Source organism: Ensifer sp. LC384 (assembly GCF_001695865.1).
GTDB lineage: Bacteria > Pseudomonadota > Alphaproteobacteria > Rhizobiales > Rhizobiaceae > Ensifer.
In genome coordinates this window covers 26,860-50,625 of record NZ_MBST01000013.1, presented here as the reverse complement: position 1 = coordinate 50,625, position 23,766 = coordinate 26,860, and the positions used below count along the sequence as shown (strand labels likewise).

21 protein-coding genes are annotated in these 23,766 nt (G+C 62.8%); 10 read left to right on the top strand and 11 right to left on the bottom strand.

What is annotated here, in order from left to right; genetic code table 11:
• Window positions 1-32: 32 nt before the first annotated feature.
• Both BC363_RS12140 and galE read left to right on the top strand, forming a co-directional pair.
• Window positions 33-1,199 (top strand): pyridoxal phosphate-dependent aminotransferase, encoded by a 1,167-nt coding sequence (locus BC363_RS12140; protein WP_065781345.1) that lies wholly within the window; start codon window positions 33-35, stop codon window positions 1,197-1,199.
• A 183-nt stretch (window positions 1,200-1,382) separates the two neighbouring features.
• On the top strand, window positions 1,383-2,405 hold the full coding sequence (gene galE / locus BC363_RS12135) for a UDP-glucose 4-epimerase GalE (protein WP_065781344.1): 1,023 nt from the start codon (window positions 1,383-1,385) through the stop codon (window positions 2,403-2,405).
• A gap of 9 nt (window positions 2,406-2,414) precedes the next feature.
• Here galE and BC363_RS12130 read toward each other — a convergent pair whose 3' ends face one another.
• The 8 genes from BC363_RS12130 to BC363_RS12095 form a co-directional block, all read right to left on the bottom strand.
• Window positions 2,415-2,732: a chorismate mutase family protein gene (locus BC363_RS12130; protein ID WP_065781343.1), complete on the bottom strand. Its 318-nt coding sequence runs from the start codon at window positions 2,730-2,732 to the stop codon at window positions 2,415-2,417.
• A 475-nt stretch (window positions 2,733-3,207) separates the two neighbouring features.
• A complete protein-coding gene (gene cydB / locus BC363_RS12125) occupies window positions 3,208-4,212 on the bottom strand; it encodes a cytochrome d ubiquinol oxidase subunit II (protein ID WP_065781342.1) in 1,005 nt (334 codons plus the stop codon).
• Complete coding sequence (locus tag BC363_RS12120) at window positions 4,202-5,605, bottom strand: cytochrome ubiquinol oxidase subunit I (protein ID WP_065781341.1); 1,404 nt, start codon at window positions 5,603-5,605, stop codon at window positions 4,202-4,204. The genes cydB and BC363_RS12120 overlap by 11 nt, the downstream gene beginning before the upstream one ends.
• Before the next feature lie 327 nt (window positions 5,606-5,932).
• Entirely contained in the window at window positions 5,933-7,102 is a 1,170-nt protein-coding gene (locus BC363_RS12115) for a M20 aminoacylase family protein (protein ID WP_065781340.1), read from the bottom strand.
• 1 nt (window position 7,103) lies between these two features.
• Window positions 7,104-7,928, bottom strand: a complete 825-nt coding sequence (locus BC363_RS12110; protein ID WP_065781339.1) for an ABC transporter permease — start codon at window positions 7,926-7,928, stop codon at window positions 7,104-7,106.
• Window positions 7,925-8,650 carry an ABC transporter permease gene (locus BC363_RS12105; protein ID WP_065781338.1) on the bottom strand — a complete coding sequence of 242 codons (726 nt, stop codon included), beginning with the start codon at window positions 8,648-8,650 and terminating at the stop codon, window positions 7,925-7,927. The genes BC363_RS12110 and BC363_RS12105 overlap by 4 nt, the downstream gene beginning before the upstream one ends.
• Window positions 8,651-8,709: 59 nt before the next feature.
• Window positions 8,710-9,492, bottom strand: coding sequence for a transporter substrate-binding domain-containing protein (locus BC363_RS12100; protein ID WP_065781337.1), 783 nt, complete (start codon window positions 9,490-9,492; stop codon window positions 8,710-8,712).
• A 37-nt stretch (window positions 9,493-9,529) separates the two neighbouring features.
• Complete coding sequence (locus tag BC363_RS12095; protein ID WP_065781427.1) at window positions 9,530-10,303, bottom strand: ABC transporter ATP-binding protein; 774 nt, start codon at window positions 10,301-10,303, stop codon at window positions 9,530-9,532.
• Between the two features lie 274 nt (window positions 10,304-10,577).
• On the opposite strand from BC363_RS12095, the gene BC363_RS12090 reads away from it, so the two are divergent.
• The 8 genes from BC363_RS12090 to BC363_RS12055 all read left to right on the top strand — a co-directional run bounded on the left by BC363_RS12090 (window position 10,578) and on the right by BC363_RS12055 (window position 19,857).
• Window positions 10,578-11,201: a TetR family transcriptional regulator C-terminal domain-containing protein gene (locus BC363_RS12090; protein WP_053248935.1), complete on the top strand. Its 624-nt coding sequence runs from the start codon at window positions 10,578-10,580 to the stop codon at window positions 11,199-11,201.
• A 17-nt stretch (window positions 11,202-11,218) separates the two neighbouring features.
• A complete protein-coding gene (locus tag BC363_RS12085) occupies window positions 11,219-12,409 on the top strand; it encodes a pyridoxal phosphate-dependent aminotransferase (protein WP_065781426.1) in 1,191 nt (396 codons plus the stop codon).
• Window positions 12,406-14,013 carry a 5-guanidino-2-oxopentanoate decarboxylase gene (locus BC363_RS12080; protein ID WP_065781336.1) on the top strand — a complete coding sequence of 536 codons (1,608 nt, stop codon included), beginning with the start codon at window positions 12,406-12,408 and terminating at the stop codon, window positions 14,011-14,013. The genes BC363_RS12085 and BC363_RS12080 overlap by 4 nt, the downstream gene beginning before the upstream one ends.
• 170 nt (window positions 14,014-14,183) lie before the next feature.
• The gene (locus BC363_RS12075) at window positions 14,184-14,597 is read left to right on the top strand and encodes a hypothetical protein (RefSeq protein WP_065781335.1); all 414 of its coding nucleotides are present in this window, start codon (window positions 14,184-14,186) and stop codon (window positions 14,595-14,597) included.
• 113 nt (window positions 14,598-14,710) lie between these two features.
• The gene (gene secD / locus BC363_RS12070) at window positions 14,711-17,245 is read left to right on the top strand and encodes a protein translocase subunit SecD (RefSeq protein WP_065781334.1); all 2,535 of its coding nucleotides are present in this window, start codon (window positions 14,711-14,713) and stop codon (window positions 17,243-17,245) included.
• A 616-nt stretch (window positions 17,246-17,861) separates the two neighbouring features.
• Window positions 17,862-18,074, top strand: coding sequence for a hypothetical protein (locus tag BC363_RS12065; RefSeq protein ID WP_065781333.1), 213 nt, complete (start codon window positions 17,862-17,864; stop codon window positions 18,072-18,074).
• Window positions 18,075-18,245: 171 nt separating this feature from the next.
• On the top strand, window positions 18,246-18,701 hold the full coding sequence (locus BC363_RS12060) for an Rrf2 family transcriptional regulator (RefSeq protein WP_053248737.1): 456 nt from the start codon (window positions 18,246-18,248) through the stop codon (window positions 18,699-18,701).
• A 145-nt stretch (window positions 18,702-18,846) separates the two neighbouring features.
• Window positions 18,847-19,857, top strand: a complete 1,011-nt coding sequence (locus BC363_RS12055; RefSeq protein ID WP_065781332.1) for a KpsF/GutQ family sugar-phosphate isomerase — start codon at window positions 18,847-18,849, stop codon at window positions 19,855-19,857.
• A 33-nt stretch (window positions 19,858-19,890) separates the two neighbouring features.
• Here BC363_RS12055 and BC363_RS12050 read toward each other — a convergent pair whose 3' ends face one another.
• Genes BC363_RS12050 through BC363_RS12040 form a run of 3 tightly spaced genes read right to left on the bottom strand, consistent with a single transcriptional unit; the run spans window position 19,891 to window position 23,741 of the window.
• Window positions 19,891-21,219, bottom strand: a complete 1,329-nt coding sequence (locus BC363_RS12050) for a capsule biosynthesis protein (protein ID WP_065781331.1) — start codon at window positions 21,217-21,219, stop codon at window positions 19,891-19,893.
• Window positions 21,220-21,232: 13 nt separating this feature from the next.
• Window positions 21,233-22,867, bottom strand: coding sequence for an LTA synthase family protein (locus BC363_RS12045; protein ID WP_065781330.1), 1,635 nt, complete (start codon window positions 22,865-22,867; stop codon window positions 21,233-21,235).
• A gap of 55 nt (window positions 22,868-22,922) precedes the next feature.
• A complete protein-coding gene (locus BC363_RS12040; RefSeq protein ID WP_065781329.1) occupies window positions 22,923-23,741 on the bottom strand; it encodes an SDR family oxidoreductase in 819 nt (272 codons plus the stop codon).
• Between the last annotated feature and the right edge of the window lie 25 nt (window positions 23,742-23,766).

Below are 23,766 nucleotides of genomic sequence, written 5' to 3'. Positions count from 1 at the left end.
CTAGAAGCGACGGGCAATTTAGGAGCCCGTCGATGACCATCATGACCACCATCAGCCCTCGTGCACTCTCGGCGCCGGAAAGCGGCATCGTCGAGGTCGTGAACTATGCCCGTGGGCGCGATGGTCTGATCCCGCTATGGGTGGGCGAGGGCGATCTTTCGACGCCGACTTTCATTTCCAAGGCCACCAGCGAGGCCCTTTTGGCCGGCGAGACCTTCTACACCTGGCAGCGCGGCATCCCGCCGCTGCGCGAGGCGCTTTCCCGCTATTACCAGCGCCGGTTCCAGAAGGTCCTGTCGCCGGAACACTTCTACGTCACCGGATCGGGGATGCAGGCAATCAAGCTTTCGATCGAGGCGATCACTTCGCCAGGCGATGAAATGGTGCTTTTGACCCCGGCCTGGCCGAACTTTGCCGCAGCCGCGGAACTGTCGGGCGTCAAGCCGGTCTCGGTGCAGTTGCGCTTCGAAAACGGCAAATGGCAGCTCGACCATGAGCGGCTCGAAGCGGCGATCGGCCCGAAGACCAAGGCGCTGTTCATCAACACGCCGTCGAACCCGACCGGCTGGACCGCGAGCCACGACGATCTGCGTGCCATCCTTGCGCTGGCGCGCAAGCACGGCCTTTGGATCGTCGCCGACGAGATCTATGCGCTCTATCATTATGCCGGCGGCCGGGCGCCTTCTTTCCTTGATGTGATGGACGACGACGATCGCATCATCTTCGTCAACTCCTTCTCCAAGAACTGGTCGATGACCGGTTGGCGCGTCGGCTGGATCGTCGCTCCGCCGGCAATCGGCCAGGTGCTTGAAAACCTGGTGCAGTATGCGACCTCAGGTGTGGCGCAGTTCATGCAGCGCGGCGCCATGGTGGCGCTGGACGAGGGGGATGCTTTCGTCGACGCCAACATCGCCAAGGCGGCACAGAGCCGTGACCTCTTGTGCGATGCGCTGATTGCCACCAATCGGGTCGAAACGCTGAAGCCGGACGGCGCGCTCTACACGTTCCTCAAGATCGACGGCGTCACGGATTCGCGCGCCGCGGCCATCGACATCGTCGACAAGACCGGCGTCGGCCTTGCGCCGGGAACCGCCTTCGGCGATGGCGGCTCGCTGTTCATGCGCGCCTGTTTCCTGCGTGATCCGGCTCAGGTCGCAGAAGCGGCAAACCGCCTGCAGAGTTACATTCTCGGCCGGTAGTGAGTGGCCGTCGCAAAGGCCGGCGGGCGCCAGATGCCCTGCCGACCTTTCGGCGTGATCATTTCTTAACCCTACAACAAGGAATTGTGGTCCTGCTGCCGTGCAGACGTGCGGCCTTTACCTATTCCGAAAGCATCAGTGAGCTTTGCTGTCTCCAATGTTCCAGGGAACGGGAAGCAGCGAATGGCCGTGTTGGTAACGGGCGGTGCCGGCTATATCGGCAGCCACATGACGTGGGCGTTGCTCGACGCGCACGAGGATGTGGTCGTGCTCGATCGGCTGTCGACCGGTTTCCGCTGGGCCGTGCCGCCCGAGGCGCGCTTCTATCGCGGCGATGCCGGCGACAAGGCTTTGCTGGCGCGTATCTTCGACGAGAACGGCATCGATGCCGTCGTGCATTTCGCAGGTTCGGCGATCGTTCCTGAATCAGTTGCCAGCCCGCTCGCCTATTACGAAAACAACACCGCCAACACGCGCACGCTGATCGAGGCTGGCGTGAAGGCGGGGATCGGCCGTTTCGTTTTCTCGTCGACGGCCGCCGTCTACGGTAGCCAGGACGGCGAGGACCCGGTGTGCGAGACGGCGGCCCTCCACCCCGAAAGCCCCTATGGGCTGTCGAAGCTGATGGCCGAGTTGATCCTCAGGGACGCCGCCGTGGCCCACGATTTCAGCTATGTGGCGCTGCGCTATTTCAACGTCGCCGGCGCCGATCCCCTGGGCAGGACAGGTCAGTCGACGATCGGCGCGACGCATCTGATCAAGGTCGCCTGCGAAGCGGCGCTCGGCAAGCGGCTGAAGGTCGATATCTACGGCACTGACTATTCGACGCCCGATGGCACCGGTGTTCGGGACTACATCCATGTGACCGACCTCGTCGAAGCCCATATGCGCGCGCTCGCCTATCTCAAGGCCGGTGGCGAGCCGCTGATCAGCAATTGCGGCTACGGTGAGGGTTTTTCCGTGTTGCAGGTCATCGACACCATCAGGCGCGTCTCCGGCCGTGACATAGCGGTCGAGCACGGGCCGCGGCGGCCGGGCGATATCGCGCGCATCGTCGCCGATCCCTCACTGGCGCGGCTGAAGCTTGGTTGGGTGCCGGCCCATGCGAGCCTTGAGGAAATCGTCGAGAGCGCGTTTGCCTGGGAGCAGCATCTGGCACGCAAGAACAGCTACGACCTACCGCGCCCGAAGATGCGGCTGGTCTGAAACCCTTGATCAGGGCGTCTGATCGTTGCTCGTTTCGCCCAGTATCTTCTGTTCATGCGCGATCGCGTGGTTGATCAGCCGCGCCCAGATTTCCTCGTAGAAATCCGGGTCCAGGTTCTGGCTTTCGGCATTCTTGCGGGCGTTCTCGCGCACTTCCATGACCCGCGCGGGGATATCAGCCTTCAGCTTCAGTGGCCGTTTGATCTCCGCAGCGCGGTCGATATAGCCCCAGCGCTCGGCGAAAAGCGCCATCAGCGCCTGATCGAGCCGATCGATCTCTGCGCGCACATCGGCCATGGTCGTGCACTCGGCTGGGGTCTTTTGCATCTGTCTCGTCCGGTTGCGGCAGTGATGCCTTGCGTCCGCATGGGCACGCGGCGCTCTTGCGGCGCACTGCTAACAAACGGCGGGTGATCTGAGAAGAGGCAACAGGGTCGCACGGTGCTGGTGCCATCGGGTCGATGGTCACCTGGTGCCACCGGAGCGGTGGTCACCCGGTGCCACCGGGGCGGTGGTCACCTCAGCGCTGGGTGTCACCGGGGCGGTGGTCACCTCAGCAGGCGATCGCTTGGCGGGGGAGGAGGGTGCGGTCCTGTCTCCGTCCGCGGCGATCGCCTGCTGACGTGTTGGGAAAAGCTAACCCGCCAAGCTTGAGCGAGGCTTTTTGCCCTGTCACATGAAGATTACAATCAGGTGCCGATCATCAGCTTGATCGCCAGGCCGACGACGGTGACGGTCGCCACCCCCGCACACCAAAGCCCGACGAACCAGAGAAGCTTGCGGCCGGTTCCCGTTTCGCTCTTCAATGGTAGCCCTCCTCCGGATCGACCTTGCCGCGGAAAACCCAATAGGCATAACCGGTATAGGCGAGGATGATCGGCACCAGCACCAGCGCGCCGGCCAGCAGGAACGACAGGCTCTCGTCGGGTGCGGCCGCATCCCAGATCGTCAGCGATGGCGGCACCATATAGGGATAGAAGCTGATGCCGATGCCGGCATAACCGAGCACGAACAGCCCGAGGGCGGCGATGAAGGGGCGGCTGTCATGACGGCTCCTAATGCCTGATATCAGCAGGTAGAGGCAGGCGAGCACCAGCAGCGGCACGATGACGCTGAAGATCGCCGTCGGCCAGCCGAACCAGCGCTGGAGATAGAGCGGTTCGAGGAACGGCGTCCACAGACTGACGATGCCCATGGCGGCGACGGTGGCAAAGCAGCACTTCAGCGCCATGGCGCGCGCCCGTTCGGCAAGATCGCCATGGGTTTTCATGACCAACCAAGTGGCTCCGAGCAGCGCATAGCCGACGACGATCGCGACGCCGGTCATGATCGAGAACGGCGTCAGCCAATCCCACCAGCTCCCGGCATAGGCACGGTTTTCGACCGGAATGCCCTGCACCAGCGCGCCGAGCGTCACCCCTTGCGCGAAGGCCGCCAGCATCGAGCCGCCTGCGAAGGCCCAGTTCCAGAGGTATTCCGCCCGCCTGGTGCGCCAGCGGTATTCGAACGCCACGCCGCGGAAAATGAGGCCGACGAGCATGGCGATAACAGGCGCGTAGAGCGCCGGCAGGATGGTCGCATAGGCAAGCGGGAACACCGCCATCAGGCCGCCACCGCCCAGAACAAGCCAGGTCTCGTTGCCGTCCCAGACGGGCGCGACCGAATTCATCATCACGTCGCGATCATGCTTCTCGGGAAAGAATGGGAAGAGGATGCCGACACCGAGGTCGAACCCGTCGAGGATGACATAGGCGAGCACCGCAAACGCGATGATGCCGGCCCAGATCAGCGGCAGATCAATGTCCATGATGACCTCCATGGGGGTTGGCGATGGCGGCACCGGCCGTGCGGATCGGCCCCTCGTCGAGATCCGGCATCGGATCGCGCGGCAGCCGCGCCATCAGCCGCAGGATGTAGAAGGTGCCAGCGCCGAAAACGAAGAAATAGACGATGATGAAGGCAAGCAGCGAAGCGCCGACGGCGGGGGCCGCAATCGGTGCGACCGAGTTTGCCGTCAGCAGATGGCCGTAGACCGTATAGGGTTGGCGGCCGACCTCCGTGGTGACCCAGCCGGCAAGCACGGCGACGAAGCCGGCCGGCCCCATCACGACCGCTGCGCGATGCAGCCAGGCATTGCTGTCCAGCGTGCCGCGATACCGACACCACAGGCTCCACAGCCCGATGCCGAGCATCGCGAAGCCGAGGCCGACCATGACGCGGAACGACCAGAAGACGATGCCGACCGGCGGGTGCAGTTCGTCGGGAATGGTGTCGAGGCCGGCAAGCGGCGCGTTGAGGTCATGCTTGAGGATGAGGCTCGAAAGCTTCGGCACCTCGATGGCGTAGTCGACGCGCTTCTCGGCGGAATTGGGAATGCCGAAGAGGATGAGCGGCGCGCCGTCCGGGTGGCTCTGGTAATGGCCTTCCATCGCCATCACCTTGGCCGGCTGGTGCTCCAGCGTGTTGAGGCCGTGCATGTCGCCGGCAAAGATCTGGATCGGTGCGACGATCGCCGCCATCCACATCGCCATCGAGAACATTTTTCGCGCGCGCCGCGGCGCCGTCTTGCGGATCAGATGCCAGGCGCCGCAGGCGCCGACGACGAAGGCGGTCGTCAGATAGGCGGCAAGCACCATATGCACCAGGCGATAGGGGAAGGAGGGGTTGAAGACGATCGCCCACCAGTCGACCGGCACGAACTGCCCGGCCGCATTGATTTCGAAGCCCCTCGGCGTCTGCATCCACGAATTTGCCGAAAGGATCCAGGTGGCCGAGATCAGCGTGCCGATCGCGACCATGGCCGTCGCCAGGAAATGCAGCTTCGGGCCGACGCGGTTGAGGCCGAAGAGCATGACGCCGAGGAACCCGGCCTCGAGGAAGAACGCGGTCAGCACCTCGTAGCCCATCAGCGGCCCGATGATCGGCCCGGCCTTGTCGGAAAAGACGCTCCAGTTGGTGCCGAACTGATAGGACATGACGATGCCGGAGACGACGCCCATGCCGAAGGCGACGGCAAAGATCGTCTTCCAGAAATTGAAGAGCTCGAGATAGACCTCGTCCTTCTTCCACAGCCACAGCGCTTCAAGCACCGCAAGGTAGCTGGCAAGCCCGATCGAGAAAGCCGGGAAGATGATGTGGAACGAGACGGTAAAGGCGAACTGGATGCGGGCGAGTATGGTCGCATCGAAATTTTCAAACACGGCACAATCCTTTCAGACATACAGCGCCGCGCCTCCGTTTGGACACGCAAAGGTCACTGCAGCTCTCTGGTCTGCTGCACACTTTGAGCCTTTCACCGTTTCCGATCTCAGGCGTTACGCAGGGTCTTTCAGGTCGGGCCAATCCTGTGGTTGCACCCGAGTTTCAGCATGTGATTGAATCTGAGCCAAAATTGCCAAAGGTCAATGACAGGCCGGCCGCCACGTTGTCACACTGCGGCAATGTCGCGCTTGCGGCAAAAGGGAGCGGGCGCGCCGGTCATCGGTGGCACGGGAGAATGGGACGGGCTTTATGCCGAGGGTCGGCTTTCAGCGCGTCGGCAGATAGGCTTCGGCAAGCTCGGTCCAGAAGGTGGCGCCGATCGGCAGCAGGTCGTCGTTGAAGTTGTAGGCGGGATGATGGAGCGGCCTCTCGTCGTCGCTCACTTTCGAACCGAGGAAGAAGTAGGTCCCCGGCCGTTCCTGCAGCATGTAGGCGAAATCCTCGCTGCCCATGAACGGGCGTTCGAGATCGACCACCTTGTCGGCGCCAGCAAACCGGACGGCGAGATCGCGGACGAAGTCCGTCTCAGTCTTGTGGTTGATAGTCGCGTCGTAGCTGCGTTGATAGTCAACCGTTGCGCGCATGCCGAAGCTCGTCGCCTGGGCCTCTGCGATCATGCGGATGCGTCGCTCCAGCTCGTCGCGCACGCCGGGGTCGAAGGAACGGATGCCGACGACGATTTCGGCGCGCTCCGGAATGATGTTGCTGGCCGAGCCCGCATGGAAGGCGCCGACGGTAACGACGGACGGATCCATCGGATGGATGTTGCGCGAGACGATCGATTGCAGCGCCATGATGATCGAGGCGCCACAGACGATCGGGTCGGCGGTTTCCTGCGGTTCGGCCCCGTGGCCGCCGCGCCCGTGCACGGTGATGCGCGCCTCGTCGACCGCCGCCATGATCGGCCCTTCGCGCAGAGCGAACTGGCCGAAGGGCAGGCCCGGTTCGTTGTGAAGCGCAAAGACCGCGTCGCAGGGGAATTTTTCAAACAGCCCTTCGTCCATCATGATCTTGGCGCCGCCGAAATTCTCCTCGGCCGGCTGGAAGATCAGATGAATGGTGCCATCGAAATTGCGGCGTTCGGCAAGCGCGCGCGCCGCGCCGAGCAGCATCGTCGTGTGGCCGTCATGGCCGCAGGCATGCATCAGCCCGGATGTCTTGCTGGCATAGTCGAGACCGGTTTCCTCAAGGATCGGAAGCGCGTCGATATCGGCGCGAATGCCGATCGAGCGCGATCCGCTGCCGTTGCGCAGCGTTCCGACGACACCGGTTTTGGCAAGCCCCGTGGTCACCTCGTAGCCGAGTTCGGTGAGGTGCCTGGCGATGAAAGCCGAGGTGCGTGTCTCCTCCAGACCCAGTTCAGGATGGGCGTGCAGATCGTGGCGGATGGCGACGAGTTCCGGCATGGCGTTGTCGATGGAGGAGGAAAGCTTCATGTCATGCACCACGGGTAGGAATGCGGTTTTCGAACGTGCGGAAAGCCACCACCAGAATGCCGGTGAGGCACATATAGATGAGCGCGAGCAGCAGCAGCGGCTCATAGGTCAGGAAGGTTTCCTGCCGCACCTTGGAGATGACGGCGTAGACGTCGACGACAGTGATCGTCGCCACCAGCGGCGTCGACTTCAGTTGCAGCACCGTCTCGCCATTGAGCGTCGGCAAGGCGCGGTGGATGGCGCGCGGCAGCCAGATGCGACGGAACATCGTCCAGCGGCTCATGCCATAGGCTTTGGCGGCCTCTAGTTCGCCGGCGGGAACGCCCGCAAAGGCGCCGCGCATCACTTCGCCCTCGTAGGCTGCGAACGAGATCGTCAGCGCCGCGACGCCATAGGGCCACGCCTCACGCAGATAGGGCCAGAGGAAGGATTGGCGGATGGCGGGAAACTGCGGGAACAGCGAGCCGAGCCCGTAATAGAGCAGCCAGAGTTGCAACAGCAGCGGCGTGCCGCGAATGACGGTGCAGAACACCTTTGCCGGCAGCTTGAAGAACCAGGGGCCTGCCACCTGCGCCAGGCCGATCGGCACGGCGAGCAGGAAGCCGAGGATCGACGTGCTGAACAGCATCACCAGGCTGATGAGAATGCCCCAGCCGAGCCGCGGCAGGTAGCGCGGCAACCAGTCCCAGCGCATGAAAACTGCGACGCCGATGACGAAGCCGGCAAAGACCACCATCATCACGATGCGATGGGGCTGGAAGAAGCTGCGCGCGGTCGGCAGGTCCTCGGGCGTGAAGGCGACGGCATGTGTGGTTTGATCCGTCATCGCTGCTCCGCGAAACCGCGCCTCGCATGTCGTTCCAGCATGCCGATGAAGATGTTGGAGACGAGCGTCAGCGCGAGATAGAGCGCGCCGGCGGCGAGGAAGAACAACAGATAGGCCTTGGTCGTGCCGGCCGCCTGGCGCGTGACCAGCGTCAGCTCGCTGAAGCCGACGACGGCCAGAAGGGCCGTGTCCTTGGTGGCGATCAGCCAGAGATTGGAGAGACCCGGTATGGCGTAGGGCAGCATGGCCGGCAAGGTGATCCGTCGCAGCACCTTCAGGGGTGACATGCCGTAGGCGCGTGCAGCTTCGATCTGCCCGGCCGGAACCGCCTTGATCGCGCCGCGAAGCACCTCGGTGGAGTAGGCACCCTGCACCACGCCGATGACGAAGATGCCGGCCATCAGGCCGCTGATGTCGACCGGGCCGATGCTGAACAGCGCCAGCACCTGGTTCAAGAGGTCGGTGCCGGCGTAGTAGAGCAGGAGGATCAGCACCAGCTCGGGCACAGCCCGGACGACCGTGGTGTAGCATTCGAGCAGGTCGCGCAGGATCGGGCCGCCATAGAGCTTGCCGAAAGCGCCGCCGACGCCGAGCGCCAGCCCGAGCGCAAAACCGCCGACGGCGATCTGGATCGAGTTGACGAAGCCCTGCAGCAGCACGCCGCCCCAACCGGGCGCGGAAAGTGCGAGCAGGCTCCAGTTGACGATAGAATCCGATGCCATGCGTCTTCGACCTCCGAAGGCATCGGCCGGCAGCCCAGGGACTGCCGGCCGGCTGCGCCTTATTCGCCGTAGATGTCGAAGTCGAAATACTTCTTCGAGAACGTATCGTAGCTGCCGTTGTCGCGGATCGCCTTGATCGCGGCATTGAGCTTGTCCTTGAGCTCCGTCTCGCCCTTGCGCAGGCCGACGCCGACGCCCGGACCGATCACGGCCACGTCTTCGGCCACGTCACCCTTGTAGTCGCAGCACTCCTTGCCCTGGTCTGTCGCAAGGAAGGCCTTGAGCGCGATCGCGTCCGCCTGGACGGCGTCCACGCGTCCGGCGGCCAGATCGTTGTTGGCCTCGTCCTGCGTCTGATATTCCTTGACCTCGATGCCGGCAGACGCGAAATGCTTGGCCGCGTAGGCCTGATGCACGGTCGAGACCTGGACGCCGATCGTCTTGCCGGCAAGGCCTTCCGGCGTCGGCTTGAAATCGACGCCCTTGGTGCCGATGACCCCGGTCGGCGTGTTGTAGTACTTGTCGGAGAAGTCGATCGTCTTCAGCCGCTCGTCGGTAATCGACATCGAGCTCATGATCATGTCGATCTTCTTAGACGTCAGCGCCGGAATGATGCCGTCCCAGGCGACGGGGGTCAGCACACATTCGAGCTTCGCCTCGGCACAGACGCCCTTCATGAATTCCACTTCCCAGCCTTCCCAGTTGCCGTTCGCATCCGGCGCGGTGAAAGGCGGGTAAGGCTCGGCGGCGACGCCGACCTTCAGGGCTTCCGCCGAAGCGGCGATGCCGCCGCTGACGGCGATGGCGGCCGCGACCGCCAGGACTTTCAATGTCTTCTTCATGCTGTTCCCCTTTTTTGGTTGTTGAGCATTGCTGAATTCAGTGAATGGAGCTGATGAACTTCTTGAGCCTTTCGGATCTGGGGGCGCCGAAGATGGCCTCTGGCGGGCCTTGCTCTTCGATGACGCCGTTGTGGAGAAAGACGATGTGGTTGGCGACGTCGCGCGCGAACTTCATCTCGTGGGTGACGAGGATCATCGTGCGCTTCTCGCGGGCGAGATCGCCGATCACTGAAAGCACCTCGCCGACCAGTTCGGGGTCGAGCGCCGAGGTCGGCTCGTCGAAGAGCATGACCAGCGGCTGGATGGCGAGCGCCCGGGCAATGGCGGCGCGCTGCTGCTGGCCGCCGGACAGGAAGGCCGGGTAGGCATCGCGCTTTTCGTAGAGCCCGACCCGTTTGAGCAACGTTTCTGCCGTGGCGACCGCCTCGGCCTTCTGTTTGCCGAGCACATGGATCGGCGCCTCGATGACGTTTTCGAGGATTGTCATGTGCTGCCACAGATTGAAGCTTTGGAAGACCATGCCGAGCTGGCTGCGGATGCGCTGTACCTGCTTGCGGTCTTCGGGCACGAGGCCGCCGCGGCCATCCGGTTTCATCCGGATCTTTTCGCCATGCACGCTGACGGTGCCGGCGGACGGCAGTTCCAGCATGTTGATACAGCGCAGGAAGGTGGATTTTCCGGAACCGCTGCCGCCGATGATGGCGATGACGTCGCCCTGTTTCGCGGTGAGCGAAACCCCCTTCAGCACTTCCAATGGCCCGAAACGCTTGTGCAGGTCAGTGACCGCGATTGCCTGGGCCGCATCCGTCATCGACGCGCCGCTCCCATGGCTCTGCGAGCTTTTTCTGAAGGCATGAAACAGTTCCCCTGTCGTCTTTCCGTGCAGCATCTTTGGCTTGTCACGGTCTTTGTTGGCAGGCATGGTTGCACTTGTGCCGCTATTGTTCAAGCGTATAATAATGCGTATCGTCGTTTTTTTATCGCAGCCCGCCGACCGAATTTTCCCTGAAGGAGCCTCCCATGCGCCCGTTCCGCTCGAAGGATTTGACGAACCCGTTCGCCGGACCCCGTGCGCGGATGGCGGCATGAATCGCCGGACGTTTCATCGGGCCCCAGAAGGAGAGCGCCGGCAGGAACTGATCGAAGCGACGCTCGATTGCATAGCGGAATTCGGCCTGAAGGGCGCGACGGTCCGCCAGATCGCCATCCGCGCCGGGGTGACGGCCGGGCTGGTCCGGCACTATTTCGAATCGAAGGACCAGATGGTCGCCGAGGCGTACCGCGCGGTGATTGCGTCCCTGACCGACAAGGCGGCTCATGTCGAAGGCGATCCGGAAACACGGCTGAGGGACTTCATCGCCATCAACCTGACCGAGCCGGTCGCCGACAGCCGCAGCATCTCGCTCTGGGCGGCTTTCATCAGCCAGGTGCGCGTCGACCCGATCCTCGCCGAAATCCACCGGGACGGCTACGTGACCTTTCGCAATACGCTGCAGGACCTCTTGGCCGATTTCCTGGCGGTGAAGAACAAACCGGCCGACGCGGAAACCTGCCGCGCCTACGCGATCGCGATCAACGGTCTCGTCGACGGCCTGTGGATCGAAGGGTGCCTGGCGGGAGATCTGTTCCGGGAAGGCGAACTGGTCGCCATCGCCATGGCCTCGGTCGAGGCGCTGCTCGGCACCTCGATCGGCAGTGAAAAACAATGAAAACGGGAGAAAACACCATGCGCTATGCGTCGATCACCGAACGTCTCGCCGACCTCGGTTCGGGAAAATGGTCGCTGCACATCCGTGCGCGCCAGTTGAAGGCGGGTGGTGCCGATATCATCGAGCTGACCATCGGCGAGCCAGACGTGCCGCCGGACCGCGCGCTGCTCGACGAATGCCAGCGCGCCATGAACGCCGGCCGCTATCGTTATTCCAACGGTCGCGGCGAGCACGCGGTCGTGGCGGCTCTCGTCGAGAAGTACCGTCGTCGCCGCGCCGATGTGACCACCGAAAACGTCATGTGCTTCCCGGGCACGCAGACGGCGCTTTTCGCTGTCATGCTGGGGCTGGTCGAGGCCGGTGATGCCGTTCTCGTCGGCGATCCTCTCTACGCCACCTATGAAGGCGTCATCCAGTCGACAGGTGCCCATCACGTGCTGGTGCCGCTGAAGCCGGAGTTCGGTTTTCATATGCAGGCCGCTGACATCGAAAAGGCGATCACGCCGGAATGCCGGGTGCTGCTGCTGAATACACCGCACAATCCGACCGGTGCCGTACTCACCGCTGCCGAGATCGCCGAGATCGGCGAGGTTGCACGCCGCCACGACCTCTGGATCGTCTGCGACGAGGTCTATGAAGAACTGGTGTTCGACGCCGTGTTCGCCTCTCCGTTCGACAATCCGGATCTGGCCGAGCGCACCATCGTCGTTTCGTCGATCTCCAAGTCGCATGCCGCACCTGGTTTCCGCAGCGGCTGGGCCGTCGGGCCGGCGGAATTTACCAGCCGGCTGCTGCCGGTGTCTGAAACGATGCTTTTCGGCGTGCAGCCGTTCATCGCCGACATGACGGCTTACGCGCTGACGCACGAGATCGATACGGCGCGGCGGATGCGCGAGAGCTACAAGGCCCGCTCGCGCCGCGTTGTCGATGGCCTCGCCAATGCGCCCGGCATTCTGGTCTTGCCACCGGAGGCTGGCATGTTCACGCTGATCGACGTGGCGGCAACGGGCATGACCGGCGAAGCCTTCGCCTGGGCGTTGCTGGAGGAAGAGGGAGTCGCGGTGATGCCCGGATCCTCCTTTGGCGACGAGGCGCAGAACTTCCTGCGCGTGAGCCTCACCGTGCCCGACAAGGACATCGACGAGGCCTGCCGCCGCATTACCGCGCTTGCCGAGCGCGCCACACTGCGTCAGGAGCGCCGCGCATGACGACGACGAAAACGGTTGGCGAGGCCCTGGTCGATCTGCTCGAGGCCAATGGCGTCGAGGTGGTCTTCGGTATTCCGGGCGTTCATACGGTCGAGCTCTATCGCGGCCTGGCGGCGTCGAAGATCCGCCACGTCACCCCCCGACACGAACAGGGCGCCGGCTTCATGGCCGATGGCTACGCCCGCGTCAGCGGCAAGCCGGGTGTCGCCCTGGTGATCACCGGACCGGGTTTGACCAACACCATCACCGCGATGGCGCAGGCCCGGCAGGATTCGATCCCGATGCTGGTGATTTCAGGCGTCAATCGTCGCGATTCGCTCGGCCACGGGCGCGGGTTGCTGCATGAGCTTCCCGACCAGCACGGCATGATCAAGACGCTGGCGCTCTATTCGCACACGCTTCTCAATCCCGACGATTTGCCCTTTGTCGTCGACCGCGCCTTCTCGGTGCTGCTGTCCGGCCGGCCGGGGCCGGTGCATATCGAAATCCCGACCGACGTCATGGCGGCGCGGATCGAGCCGAAGACGATCCGCTCGGCCGCCGCCACCCGTCCGCGCTCCGACAGCGAGACGCTGCAACGCGCAGCCATCCTCTGCGCCGATGCGACCCGCCCGGTGATCATCTGCGGCGGTGGCGCACTCACTGCAGAGGCGGAGGTCAGGGCGCTTGCCGAACAGATCGGCGCGCCGGTCGTCACGACGGTCAATGCGCGCGGCATGCTGGCCGGCAGTCCATTGCGCGTTCCCGCAAGCCCGAGCCTGAAGGCGGTGCGATCGCTGCTCAAGGAGGCCGACCTTGTGCTGGCGCTTGGCACGGAAATGGGACAGACCGACTACGACATGTATGCCGATGGCGGGTTTCCGGTGCTGCGCAACCTGATCCGCACCGATATCGATGCAGCACAGCTGGCCCGCGGTCCACATGCGGCGCTTTCGATCCTGTCCGGTGCCAAGGCGGCAACGGCGAGTATTCTCGCTTTCCTGCCGGGACATGCGCCAAAGGATGGGGCAGCCCGCGCGGAGCTGGCACGCAAAGCGGCGCTGAAGGAACTGACGGCCAAGATCCGGGCCGAGATTGCCGTGGTCGATGCGGTCTACAAGGCGCTGCCGGACTGCACCATCGTCGGCGACTCCACCCAGGCCGTCTATGCCGGCAACCTCTATTGCGACGCGCCGCGCCAACGCGCCTGGTTCAATTCCGCGACCGGCTATGGGGCATTGGGTTACGCGCCGCCCGCCGCTGTCGGTGCGGCTGTGGCCGACCCGACGCGCCCGGTCGTCTGCCTCGTCGGCGACGGGGGGTTCCAATTCTCGCTTGCCGAAATCGGTTCGGCCGTCGACGTTCAGGCTCGGGTGATTTTTCTCGTGTGGAACAATGACGGCTACCAGGAAATAGAGTCCTACATGGTCGATTCCGGCGTGACGCCCGAGGGCGTCAGGCCCTCGGCGCCGGACTTCATCCTCGCCGCCAAGGCCTATGGCATCGAGGCGGAAAGACTGGCGTCGGTCGCCGATCTCCCGCGTGCGCTGGCGGATGCCGGTACGCGGAACGGACCGTCTTTGATCGAGATCCACCAGGTCAGGACGAACGGCGCAACCGCGTAAGCTGCAAACCATGACATCGTTGAGCGGCGCGAAATTTGACATTTCGCGCCCGCAATGGTGTTAAGAGCGCCTCGTGCTCGATTCCGGCCATGTTCTTCGGCTAGATTTGCTGCATTCCGGCTGAATTGAACTTTCAGGCGCCAAGCGCCGAGGAAGGGGCGGCGTCCCGAATGGACCCAGTGTGTGGTGGCAACAGAGGCAGGTTTGCCGGCCGGCTATTCGCCGTGCTGTGGCTGTTCTGTGCCTCGCTCGCCATGCAGCTGATCGTCGTCGGGCAGGGCTTTTCCTCGCGCCTTTCGGCCGAACAGCAGGCGGGCAATTTCTCTTCGCCCGATACCGCTCCTTCGGATCACCCCGCCGCGCGCCAGATATCGCGCGCCACGCCGGTTTCGGATCTGCGCTTCACCGCCGAACGCAAGGATGGCAAATCCGTAACCGGTGACGGCTCGACGCCGGTGCTGCTTGCGTCGGGCCTGGCGCTTCCCTTCGAGCCATCCGGCCAGGATCTCGCTTTCGGCCACGTCCGTTTCGCTTCTGGGTTGTCGAACCGCGGCCTGCAAATCCGCGCGCCTCCGCGCGCCTGAGCGATTGCCGATATTCGGGCGTGATGATCGCCGCGATCGTGTTCATGCCCCCTGCTGAAACAAAGTCCTGACGACGCGTTTGGCGCTCGCGCAGGCTCTCTTGGAACCACAACATGCGTACATCCAAATGGGCGATTTTCGCCTATGTCGTCGTCATCATCTTCGGATGCATAGCGGCGCTGCCAAACGCTCTCTCACCGGCACAACGCGAGCAATTCGGCGCCTGGCTGCCGGTGAAGCCCGTTACCCTCGGTCTCGACCTGAAGGGCGGCTCTCACCTCGTGCTCGAAGTCGATGCCGCCGGCCTGCGCAAGGCGCGGCTTGAAACCCTGCTCGACGATACGCGCAGGGCGCTGCGCGGCGAGCGCATTCCCGCTTCGTCGGCGCGCATCAGCGGCGACGCCGTCACCGTCAAGATCGACGATCCGGCCGACCTTCAGAAGGCGCTGCCGAAGCTCAACGAGCTCGCAGCACCCGTCGGTACGCTCGGTTTCGGCGGCTCGGCCTCTGATGTCGAAGTCACCGAGAACGGCGGCAACATCAGCCTGACGATGACCGAGGTCGGCCTCAACGACCGCATGACCAAGGCGGTGGAGCAGAGCCTCGAGATCATCCGTCGCCGCGTCGACACGGTCGGCGTGGCCGAACCGTTGATCCAGCGCGTCGGTTCCAACCGCATTCTCGTTCAGCTTCCGGGCCTGCAGGATCCGACGGGGCTGCGCCAGCTGCTGGGCTCAACCGCCCAGATGAGCTTCCACATGCTCGATCAGACCGTGGACGTGACGCAGCCAGCACCCCGTGGCGTCGATATCCTGCCCGGCGCCAACGATAATAACAAATATCCGGTCGAAAGCCGCATTGCCATCTCCGGCGAACGCCTGGCCGATGCCAAGGCCGGCTTCGATCAGCGGACGAACCAACCGATCGTCGATTTTACCTTCGACGCGCTCGGCGCCCGCCAGTTTGCTGAAATCACCCAGAGCAACGTCGGCCGGCCCTTTGCCATCGTCCTCGACGGCAAGGTGTTGACTGCGCCTGTCATCAACGAGCCCATCATTGGTGGCCGTGGTCAGATCAGCGGCAATTTCACCACACAGGAAGCAACCGTTCTTTCGGCGCTCCTGCGCTCGGGCGCACTGCCCGCACCGCTGACCGTCATCGAAGAACGCTCCGTCGGCCCGAACCTCGGCAGCGATTCCATCCGCATGGGCATCTTCACCGGTCTTGCCGGTTTCGGCCTCGTCGTTGCCCTTATGGTTGTGCTCTACGGCGCATGGGGCATGATCGCCAATGTCGGCCTTGTGCTGCACACGATCCTGACGATCGGCGTGCTCGCGATGCTCGGCTCGACCCTGACGCTTCCCGGCATCGCCGGTATCATCCTCGGCATCGGTATGGCGGTTGACGCCAACATTCTGATCAACGCCCGTATTCGAGAAGAAACCGAAGGCGGCGCCGGCGCCATGAAGGCGCTGGATATCGGCTTCAACAAGGCCTATGCGACGATCATCGACTCCAACGTCACGACGCTTTCGGGCACCCTGCTGCTGTTCTTTTTCGGCTCCGGACCGGTCAAGGGTTTTGCAGTCACGATGATGCTCGGCATCGTCATCTCGATGTTCACGTCGGTCACCGTCGTGCGCCTGATGATGCGCGAAGTTGTCGTTCGCCGGAAGATGAAGAAGCTCGATATCCCCTCGCTCTTCGGACGTGTTCCGCACCTGCCATCCTTCTCCTTCATGAAGGGCCGTTTCGTTGCCATCGGCATGTCCGCCTTCCTGTCGGTCAGTTCGGTCGTGCTGTTCTTCACGCCCGGCCTCAACTACGGCATCGACTTCGTCGGCGGTATTCAGGTGGAAGCGACATCCAAGCAGACGCTCGACCTGCCGGCGTTGCGCCATGGCCTGGAGTCGCTCAACATCGGTGAAGTGGCCCTGCAGGAATTCGGCCAGGACAAGTCGGTCCTGATCCGCGTTCAGCGCCAGCCTGGCGGTGAGCAGGAGCAGACCGTTGCCCTGAACAAGATCAAGGATGCTGCCGTTCAGACCATTCCTGACGTGACCTTCGAGCGGACGGAAGTCGTCGGCCCGACGATCAGCACCGAACTCGCGCGGTCGGGCTTCCTCGCCGTCGGTCTCGCGATGGTGGCGATCCTGTTCTACATCTGGTTCCGCTTCGAATGGCACTTCGCCGTCGGTGCGATCGCGGTCCTGCTGCTCGACATCACCAAGACGATCGGCTTCTTCGCGCTTACCGGCATCGACTTCAACCTGACGGCCATCGCCGCGTTGCTGACGATGATCGGTTACTCCGTCAACGACAAGGTCGTGGTCTACGACCGCATGCGCGAGAACCTGCGCAAGTACAAGTCGATGCCGTTCTCCGAGCTCATCGACATGAGCATCAACCAGGTGATCGCGCGATGCATCTTCACCTCGATGGCCACCGCGCTGTCGCTGGTGCCCATGGCCATCTGGGGCGGCGATGCGGTCAAGAGCTTCGCCTGGCCGATGATCTTCGGCGTTATCGTCGCGACGACGTCGTCGATCTACATCGGCGGCCCGATCCTCCTGTTCCTCAATCGCTGGTGGAAGGATCGCGAAGCGACCCGCACCGGGACCACGCAGCCGGGCGCGCCCGCTGCCTGATCCGGGCAGATCTCGATAATTCCGGGTCGAATCGACCCGGAATTACAAACGTGATCGGTTCTTCCAGGTTAGAGCGGGATTAGGAAAACCGCACACATTTTTCCTCATCCCGTTCTAAGGATACAAAACGTGAAGGGGCGGTCCGGTGGGCCGCCCCTTTTTTGTCCGAAAGTGCTGGCTTTATCTCACCCGGACCTTGCAGGTTGATTCTTCGCTTCCTAGATAGTGAGGGCCTCCGGTTTCGGATCGGGAGAACGGATTTTGCATCCGAACCCCCTAAAATTTGATGGGTGGAGAAATATTTTTCGCATCATCATCTTTTTATTTGACGGAATTGGTAGATTATTCTAGTTTGCAGCCCTGTGACGCGGACGAGTCCGCCTCACGGTTGTTCATGAACCGCTCCGGCATTGCGATGCCGGACCAAGCCAAAGGAGTGTGACATGTCCGAAACCGTCTCGACCGCCGCCTTCTTCGGCACGCGTTCCCATTGTCGTGCAACAGTGAAGAAACGTCTCATTCGCCTCTGCCGAATGTGATCCTCGAACTCTCGAAATTCATCCTTTGCCGAAATTGAAATGTCCGCGCCTTCAGGTGTGGAAGGAGCGTTATTTGCATGAGCAAGCAGGTTATCGAATATGGCGGCGAAGCCGTCGGGGTCGTCGTCCCGGACGAAGGCCGTTTCAAGTTCCTGGCAGTCAAATACCATGTCTGGGATCTGGACGCACAGCGGTTCCGGTCGGCTGACGAAGCGCGCGCGGCAATTCGCCGACTGCTCGCGCGCCAGGCAGTGCCTGCCGAACGTCATGGTGGTGCGGCCGCGGCATAGTGCAAGCGCGGCCGTCCCGTGCAATCCGAGCGCACCCAAAGACCAAGTTTTGCGCTGATTCCGCGCCACAATTGTGTATTGGCCGCACGTTTCTTGTGCTATGCCAAACCAAGATTGCGTTTGCGCGGATGATTCCCGTTCTTAAGGGAGCCGCAGGGAAAGCTTGCCGGAATGCTGACGAAGAAGGGAAAGTACGGATTGAAGGCTCTCGTCGACCTTGCTCGACTGGAGCCGGGAGAGACGGCTTTCATCACCGAGATCGCGCAGCGCAACAATATTCCGAAAAAATTCCTGGACACGATCCTGCTCGAACTGCGCAATGCCGGCATGCTGCGCTCGAAGAAGGGGCCAGGCGGCGGCTATTCGCTGTCGCGTCCGGCCGCGGAAATCCGCATCGGCCATGTCATCCGCACGCTTGATGGTCCGCTCGCGCCGATCCGCTGTGCCAGCCGCACGGCTTACGAGGTCTGTGAGGACTGCAACGATCCCGAGACCTGTCAGGTCCGCGTTTCCATGACCACAGTGCGCGACGCGGTTGCGTCGATCCTGGATTCCATGACGCTCGAAGAGTTTGCTGCTGACAAGTCGATGCCGCTCGAAGCGCCGGAAGAAAAGCGCGTCGGCTGACGAAAACGCCGTCTTTGCGGGATTTCCTGCCGAAACTCGACGGCTTTGGCTTGGTTTGCCAACAAAAAGCGCCTATCTGCCTGCAATGGGTCTGGGAAACGCCGCTTCTAATCGGCGCAAACGTCTTCGCGGGAGTGGAAACACCATGGGTTTGAGACACGCATCAGCGGATGATCGTCGCGGTTTTGCCGCATTGGAGTCGGTCGGCAGAACGTTGACGACGGCGATGGCGGGCATCAAGGCTCTGGCCGATCATCTCGGTGCCGACGCGGCGTTTGCGCAAAGCATGGTCGAGGCGATCGAACTCATCGGCGAAAGCCAGGGGCGCGTTGTCGTTTCCGGCGTCGGCAAGAGCGGCCATATCGGCCGCAAGATGGCCGCGACCATGGCATCGACAGGCACATCAGCCTATTTCGTTCACCCGACCGAGGCGAGCCACGGCGATCTCGGCATGGTTACGTCGCAGGATGTGCTGATCCTCTTGTCCTGGTCGGGCGAGACGGCGGAACTCGCCAACATGCTCACCTACGCCAAGCGCTTCAAGGTGCCGATCGTTTCGATCTCGTCCAACCGTGACAGCGTGCTTGCCCGCAACTCCGAAGTGCCGATCGTTCTGCCGAAGGTTCAGGAAGCCTGTCCGCATGGGTTGGCACCGACGACGTCGGCGATGCTGCAGCTGGCGGTCGGCGATGCGCTGGCCATTGCCCTGCTCGAGCGCCGCGGCTTCTCCGCCGAAGATTTCAAGACGTTCCATCCCGGCGGCAAGCTGGGCGCGCAGTTGCGCCTCGTGCGCGAGCTGGCGCATGTTGGCGAACAGGTGCCGCTCTTGAGCGTCGGCCGCCCGATGAGCGAAGCCGTCATCGAAATGTCGTCCAAGGGGTTTGGCGTCGTCGGCATCGTCGACGAAGACGGCAAGCTGACCGGCGTCATCACCGACGGCGACCTTCGTCGCCACATGTCGGGCGATCTGCTTGCGCAGACCGTCGAGGCGGTGATGTCGCGCAACCCCCGCGTCATTCGAGGTGACGTCCTGGCAAGCGGTGCGATGGAGTTCATGCAGGATCACAAGGTGACGGTGCTGTTCCTCGTCGACGAAGACGGGCTTCCGATCGGCATCCTGCACATTCACGACCTGCTTCGCGCCGGCGTTGCCTGATCCCAGCCCTTTTTTCGATCGTTGACGGCCAGCCTATGCGGATGGCGAGGCTGGCCATTGTCTTTTCTGCGGCTTCCGGCGTGGCGGTGGATCGACGAAGGCGCCGGGCTGATTGACCGTGTTCTCATGCAGACGCTCGGCGATTGCCCGCGCACCGGCATCGGTGCCTGCTTGCGAATAGAAGTTGCCGCGAACCTGGATCGAGGCGGCGAGCAGCCGGAACATGGCGGCGCTCACTTCGGCCTCGGGTGCCGTTGGCCTTTGCCAGAAATCCACCAGCGACTGCTGGTCCGTCAGGCCGGCGATGTCGAACACAGCCGTGCCCAGCACCTTGACCGGCCGGCCCTGCTTCAGCGCATGCAGGCCGGCGGTCGAGTTGACCGTGACCATGCCCGCACTGGCCTCTGCCAGCACATCCAGATTGCCGCCATCGAGATAGAAGACGCGCCCTGTCAGCCCGAGTTCCGCTGCCTTCGCTTCGATGAACTTGCGCCAGGCGATAAGATCATTGTCGAGCGGGTGCACCTTGAAGACCAGTCTGTGGTCCTCAACCGCATGGGCTGCAAACGAGCGCATGACCTCGTCGATTGCGTCCTTCTGGCTATGGAACGGCGAGTGGGCGCGCAACTGGAAGTCGGTTTCGAGCTGCAACGGGTAGACGAAATAGGGCGTGTTCTGCGAAAGCAGAGCGCGGACGGTCTCCTCAGCTTCGGTACTGCGCCGCTTGCCGGTGAGAAGCCGGCGGATCCAGCCGGCGTATTCGGCAAGCGGATGAAAGATCGCGTGCCGCCGGTAGTGCGGAAAGAGAAACCACAGGAAGACGTTGGGCAGGTTGTAGAGAAGGTCGCAACTCGCATCGGCCAAAAAGGTCTGGCTGTAGTACTTGCGCCAATCCGGCTCCGGCAAGTTCCTTGCTGCTTCGACGATGTGGACGGCATCGGTGGGAAAGTGCGAGTTCGACGACATGCCGTCGCGCTCCAGCGTCAACCAGTCGGGTCTGAGATAGCCCATCTCGACGATGGTGATTGCGACGCCGGCGCGCCGTGCGGCAGCGGTGGCGGCCTGATGGTAGGGGCGCTCCTCTCCAAGCAGGATCATGTCGGTGATCTGGTGGACGTCGATGAACCGGTCCAGATATGCCGACCAATCTTCCGATTTTCCGCGGTAGTTGAAGGCACCCTTGCGTCGCCAGAAGATCTGGTCGCCGACGTTGAGGTTTATCCGCAGGCAGGCGTGGCCGTAGCCTTCGAGCCGATCGGCGATCTTGCGGAAGATCGGCGATGAGGGGCCTTGCAGGAACAGGAATACCCGCCGGCTTGGCCGAGCGGCTGACACGCGAGTGTTAAACGTAGCGTTCTCCATCGTCTCGCCGCCGCTAACGCAGCGTGTCCTTCTTGAGGTTGGCGTGATTGAGCAGCGCCTCGATCAGATCCCACGCCGCCACGTCCCGTGGTTCGGTCGGTCGATGATGCGTCGATTTCGCCTTGGCGAGCGGCACGATGAGATAGTCCGTGCGTGGATCCGGGAAGGGGTCCGCGAAAGATTTCAGCAGCGGCGCATGATCGCCATAGAAGACGAACCAGACGGGCCGGTCGAGCTTGTCGAGCCGATCGGTCAGTTGCTTCAGTGCCGCATCCGATTGCTCCAGGATCGCCAGGTAGATGTCCACCGGATTGGCGAGGTCGCCAACCCGGCCCGGCTCCCAGGGGCCGTGGTTTGCCATCGATGCCACGAAAACGAAACCGTTCGTGTCCTCCGGCAGTTGCTCGCAGGCGTCGATGACCTTGGCGGCGAGCTTCTCGTCGGAGACATATGGCCCATCGCGGGCTGGCACATGGTCGAAGCCATCGAGCATCGTCAACTCGGCAAAGCCGAGCTGTGGCATGGCCTTGTGGCGCAGGAAGAACGTGCGGTCGTAAGGGTGCATGAAATGGGTGTGCCAGCCGGCGCGCTTCATCTTGCCCGGCCAGACGACGTCGGAATAGTGTGATGCGCGCAAATAGGGGTAGCTCGCATCCACGTGGATATCGTCGGGCACAAGGCCGCTGATGACGGCAAATTCCGTGCGCAGCGTATAGCCGCCTTCGAAGACGCTGCTGAGACGCCCCCATTGGGCAGCCTGGCGCCGCAACCGGTCGAGTGTCGGCATCTTCAGCGTGTCGACGCCGAAATGCCGCATGTCGATGAAGGACTCCGATTGCCAGACGACGATCAGCGGCGAGCCGTCGTCACCGATCAGGTCCTGGACCGCCGCCCGAACGATTTCCGACAGTTCGGCGACGATCTTCTCGCGCTTGACGCCGAGCCAGATGATGAAGCGGAAGATCACCGACCCGAAGGTGCCGAAGCGCACCGTGTTCATCTTGACGTCGAGCACCTTGACGAGCCTCTGGACGAGCGCCGCCGTCGGTCGGTTCACCGGGCCATAGAAGAGCAGAAGCCATGGGCCTGCCGCGACTGCCACCATCACCAGGATCCAGAAGACCTTGCCGCTGCTGGGCAGAATCGCCGGCTCGAAATAGAGATAGAGCCCGGAGACGCCGAAGACATAGAGAAAGGCGACGGTCCAGAACACGATGTTCAGCGAACTGGCGTAGAAGATCGTCTTGTATTTGAAGACGTCGACGACGAGGGCGATGTCGGAAAAAATCAGCGGCTCGCGGATGAATTTGAACTTGGCCCGGGAAATCCCGGTGAAGATGATGAAGAAGCTCATCGTGCCGGCGGCGGCATAGAGCGGCCGCCAGGAGCCTGCGAAGAAACCGGCGAACACCAGCGCAATGACCGGCAGGCGGGCGATCACGTCGATGATGTCCTGCCTGCGGCCAAAGGGAGAGGGGTTTGCCCGGCGCTCTCGTTTTGGCAGTGCCAAGCGATCGGTGAAGAAGATCACCGCACAGGACAAGATGAAACAACAGACCGTCAGCGTTATCGGATAGTCGTGCAATTGAAAGGGGAGCAACGCCAAGCGGAAACCTTCAAGCTTTCTTGCCCGCCGGCGCCGCCTCATGCAGCACGGCATCCGTCCGACACTTAGATCCTATCGTTGGCGCGCACAAGCGCCGTCACCGGCCGCCCTTTGATACTCCACCGCTACTGCGGGCGATTGCTCGGTTGAACCACCAATTGAGAAGCGGTCTGACAGCGGGGCCGAACCGACCGAGAAGAAAAAGTGTCAGGCCGAAATAGATTTCGAACCGCCCGCGCTCGATACCGGCGACGACCTTGCGGGCAACCGCTTCTGCCGGCCAGGGGCTGACCGTACCCATGACGGCCGCAGCCTCAGGGGGGCGGAAGGCGAGCTCGCGCTGGAACTGCGGCGTTTGCGTATCGGGCGGGAAGCAGATGGAGACATCTATCCCATGCGCGCGCGCCTCGGAGCGAAGCGCCTGGGCAAAGCCGTGAAGGGCGAACTTCGAGGCGCAATAGGCCGAGTAGCCATAGATGCCGAGAAGGCCGGCGCCGGAGGAGATCATCATGATCTTTCCACGCTGGCGCTGTTTCATGCCGGCGTAGACGGCGCGAACCGCATGAACGGTACCGGAGAAATTCGTCTCCATCTGGCGCTGGAAGGCGGTGCTGGGAAGTTCCTCGAACCGGCCCGGCTCGACGACGCCGGCGGAGGTCACCAGGATGTCGCAGGGTCCGAATGCGGCTTCGCAGCGATGGATGGCGGCGGCGATTTCGACTTCCTTCGCAACATCCGCAGTCTCGATCCGGACATCGCCGGCACTTGTCGACTTTGAGGCGAGTTCGTCCTGCGCGTGTTTCAGGATCTCGCTCGAGCGGGCGATCAGCGAAAGACGCGCGCCGCGACCGGCATAGATCGATGCGATCGCCAACCCTATGCCGCTCGAGCCGCCGGTGATGATCACATGGGTCATTAGGTTCCCGCCCGCGGCATCCGGC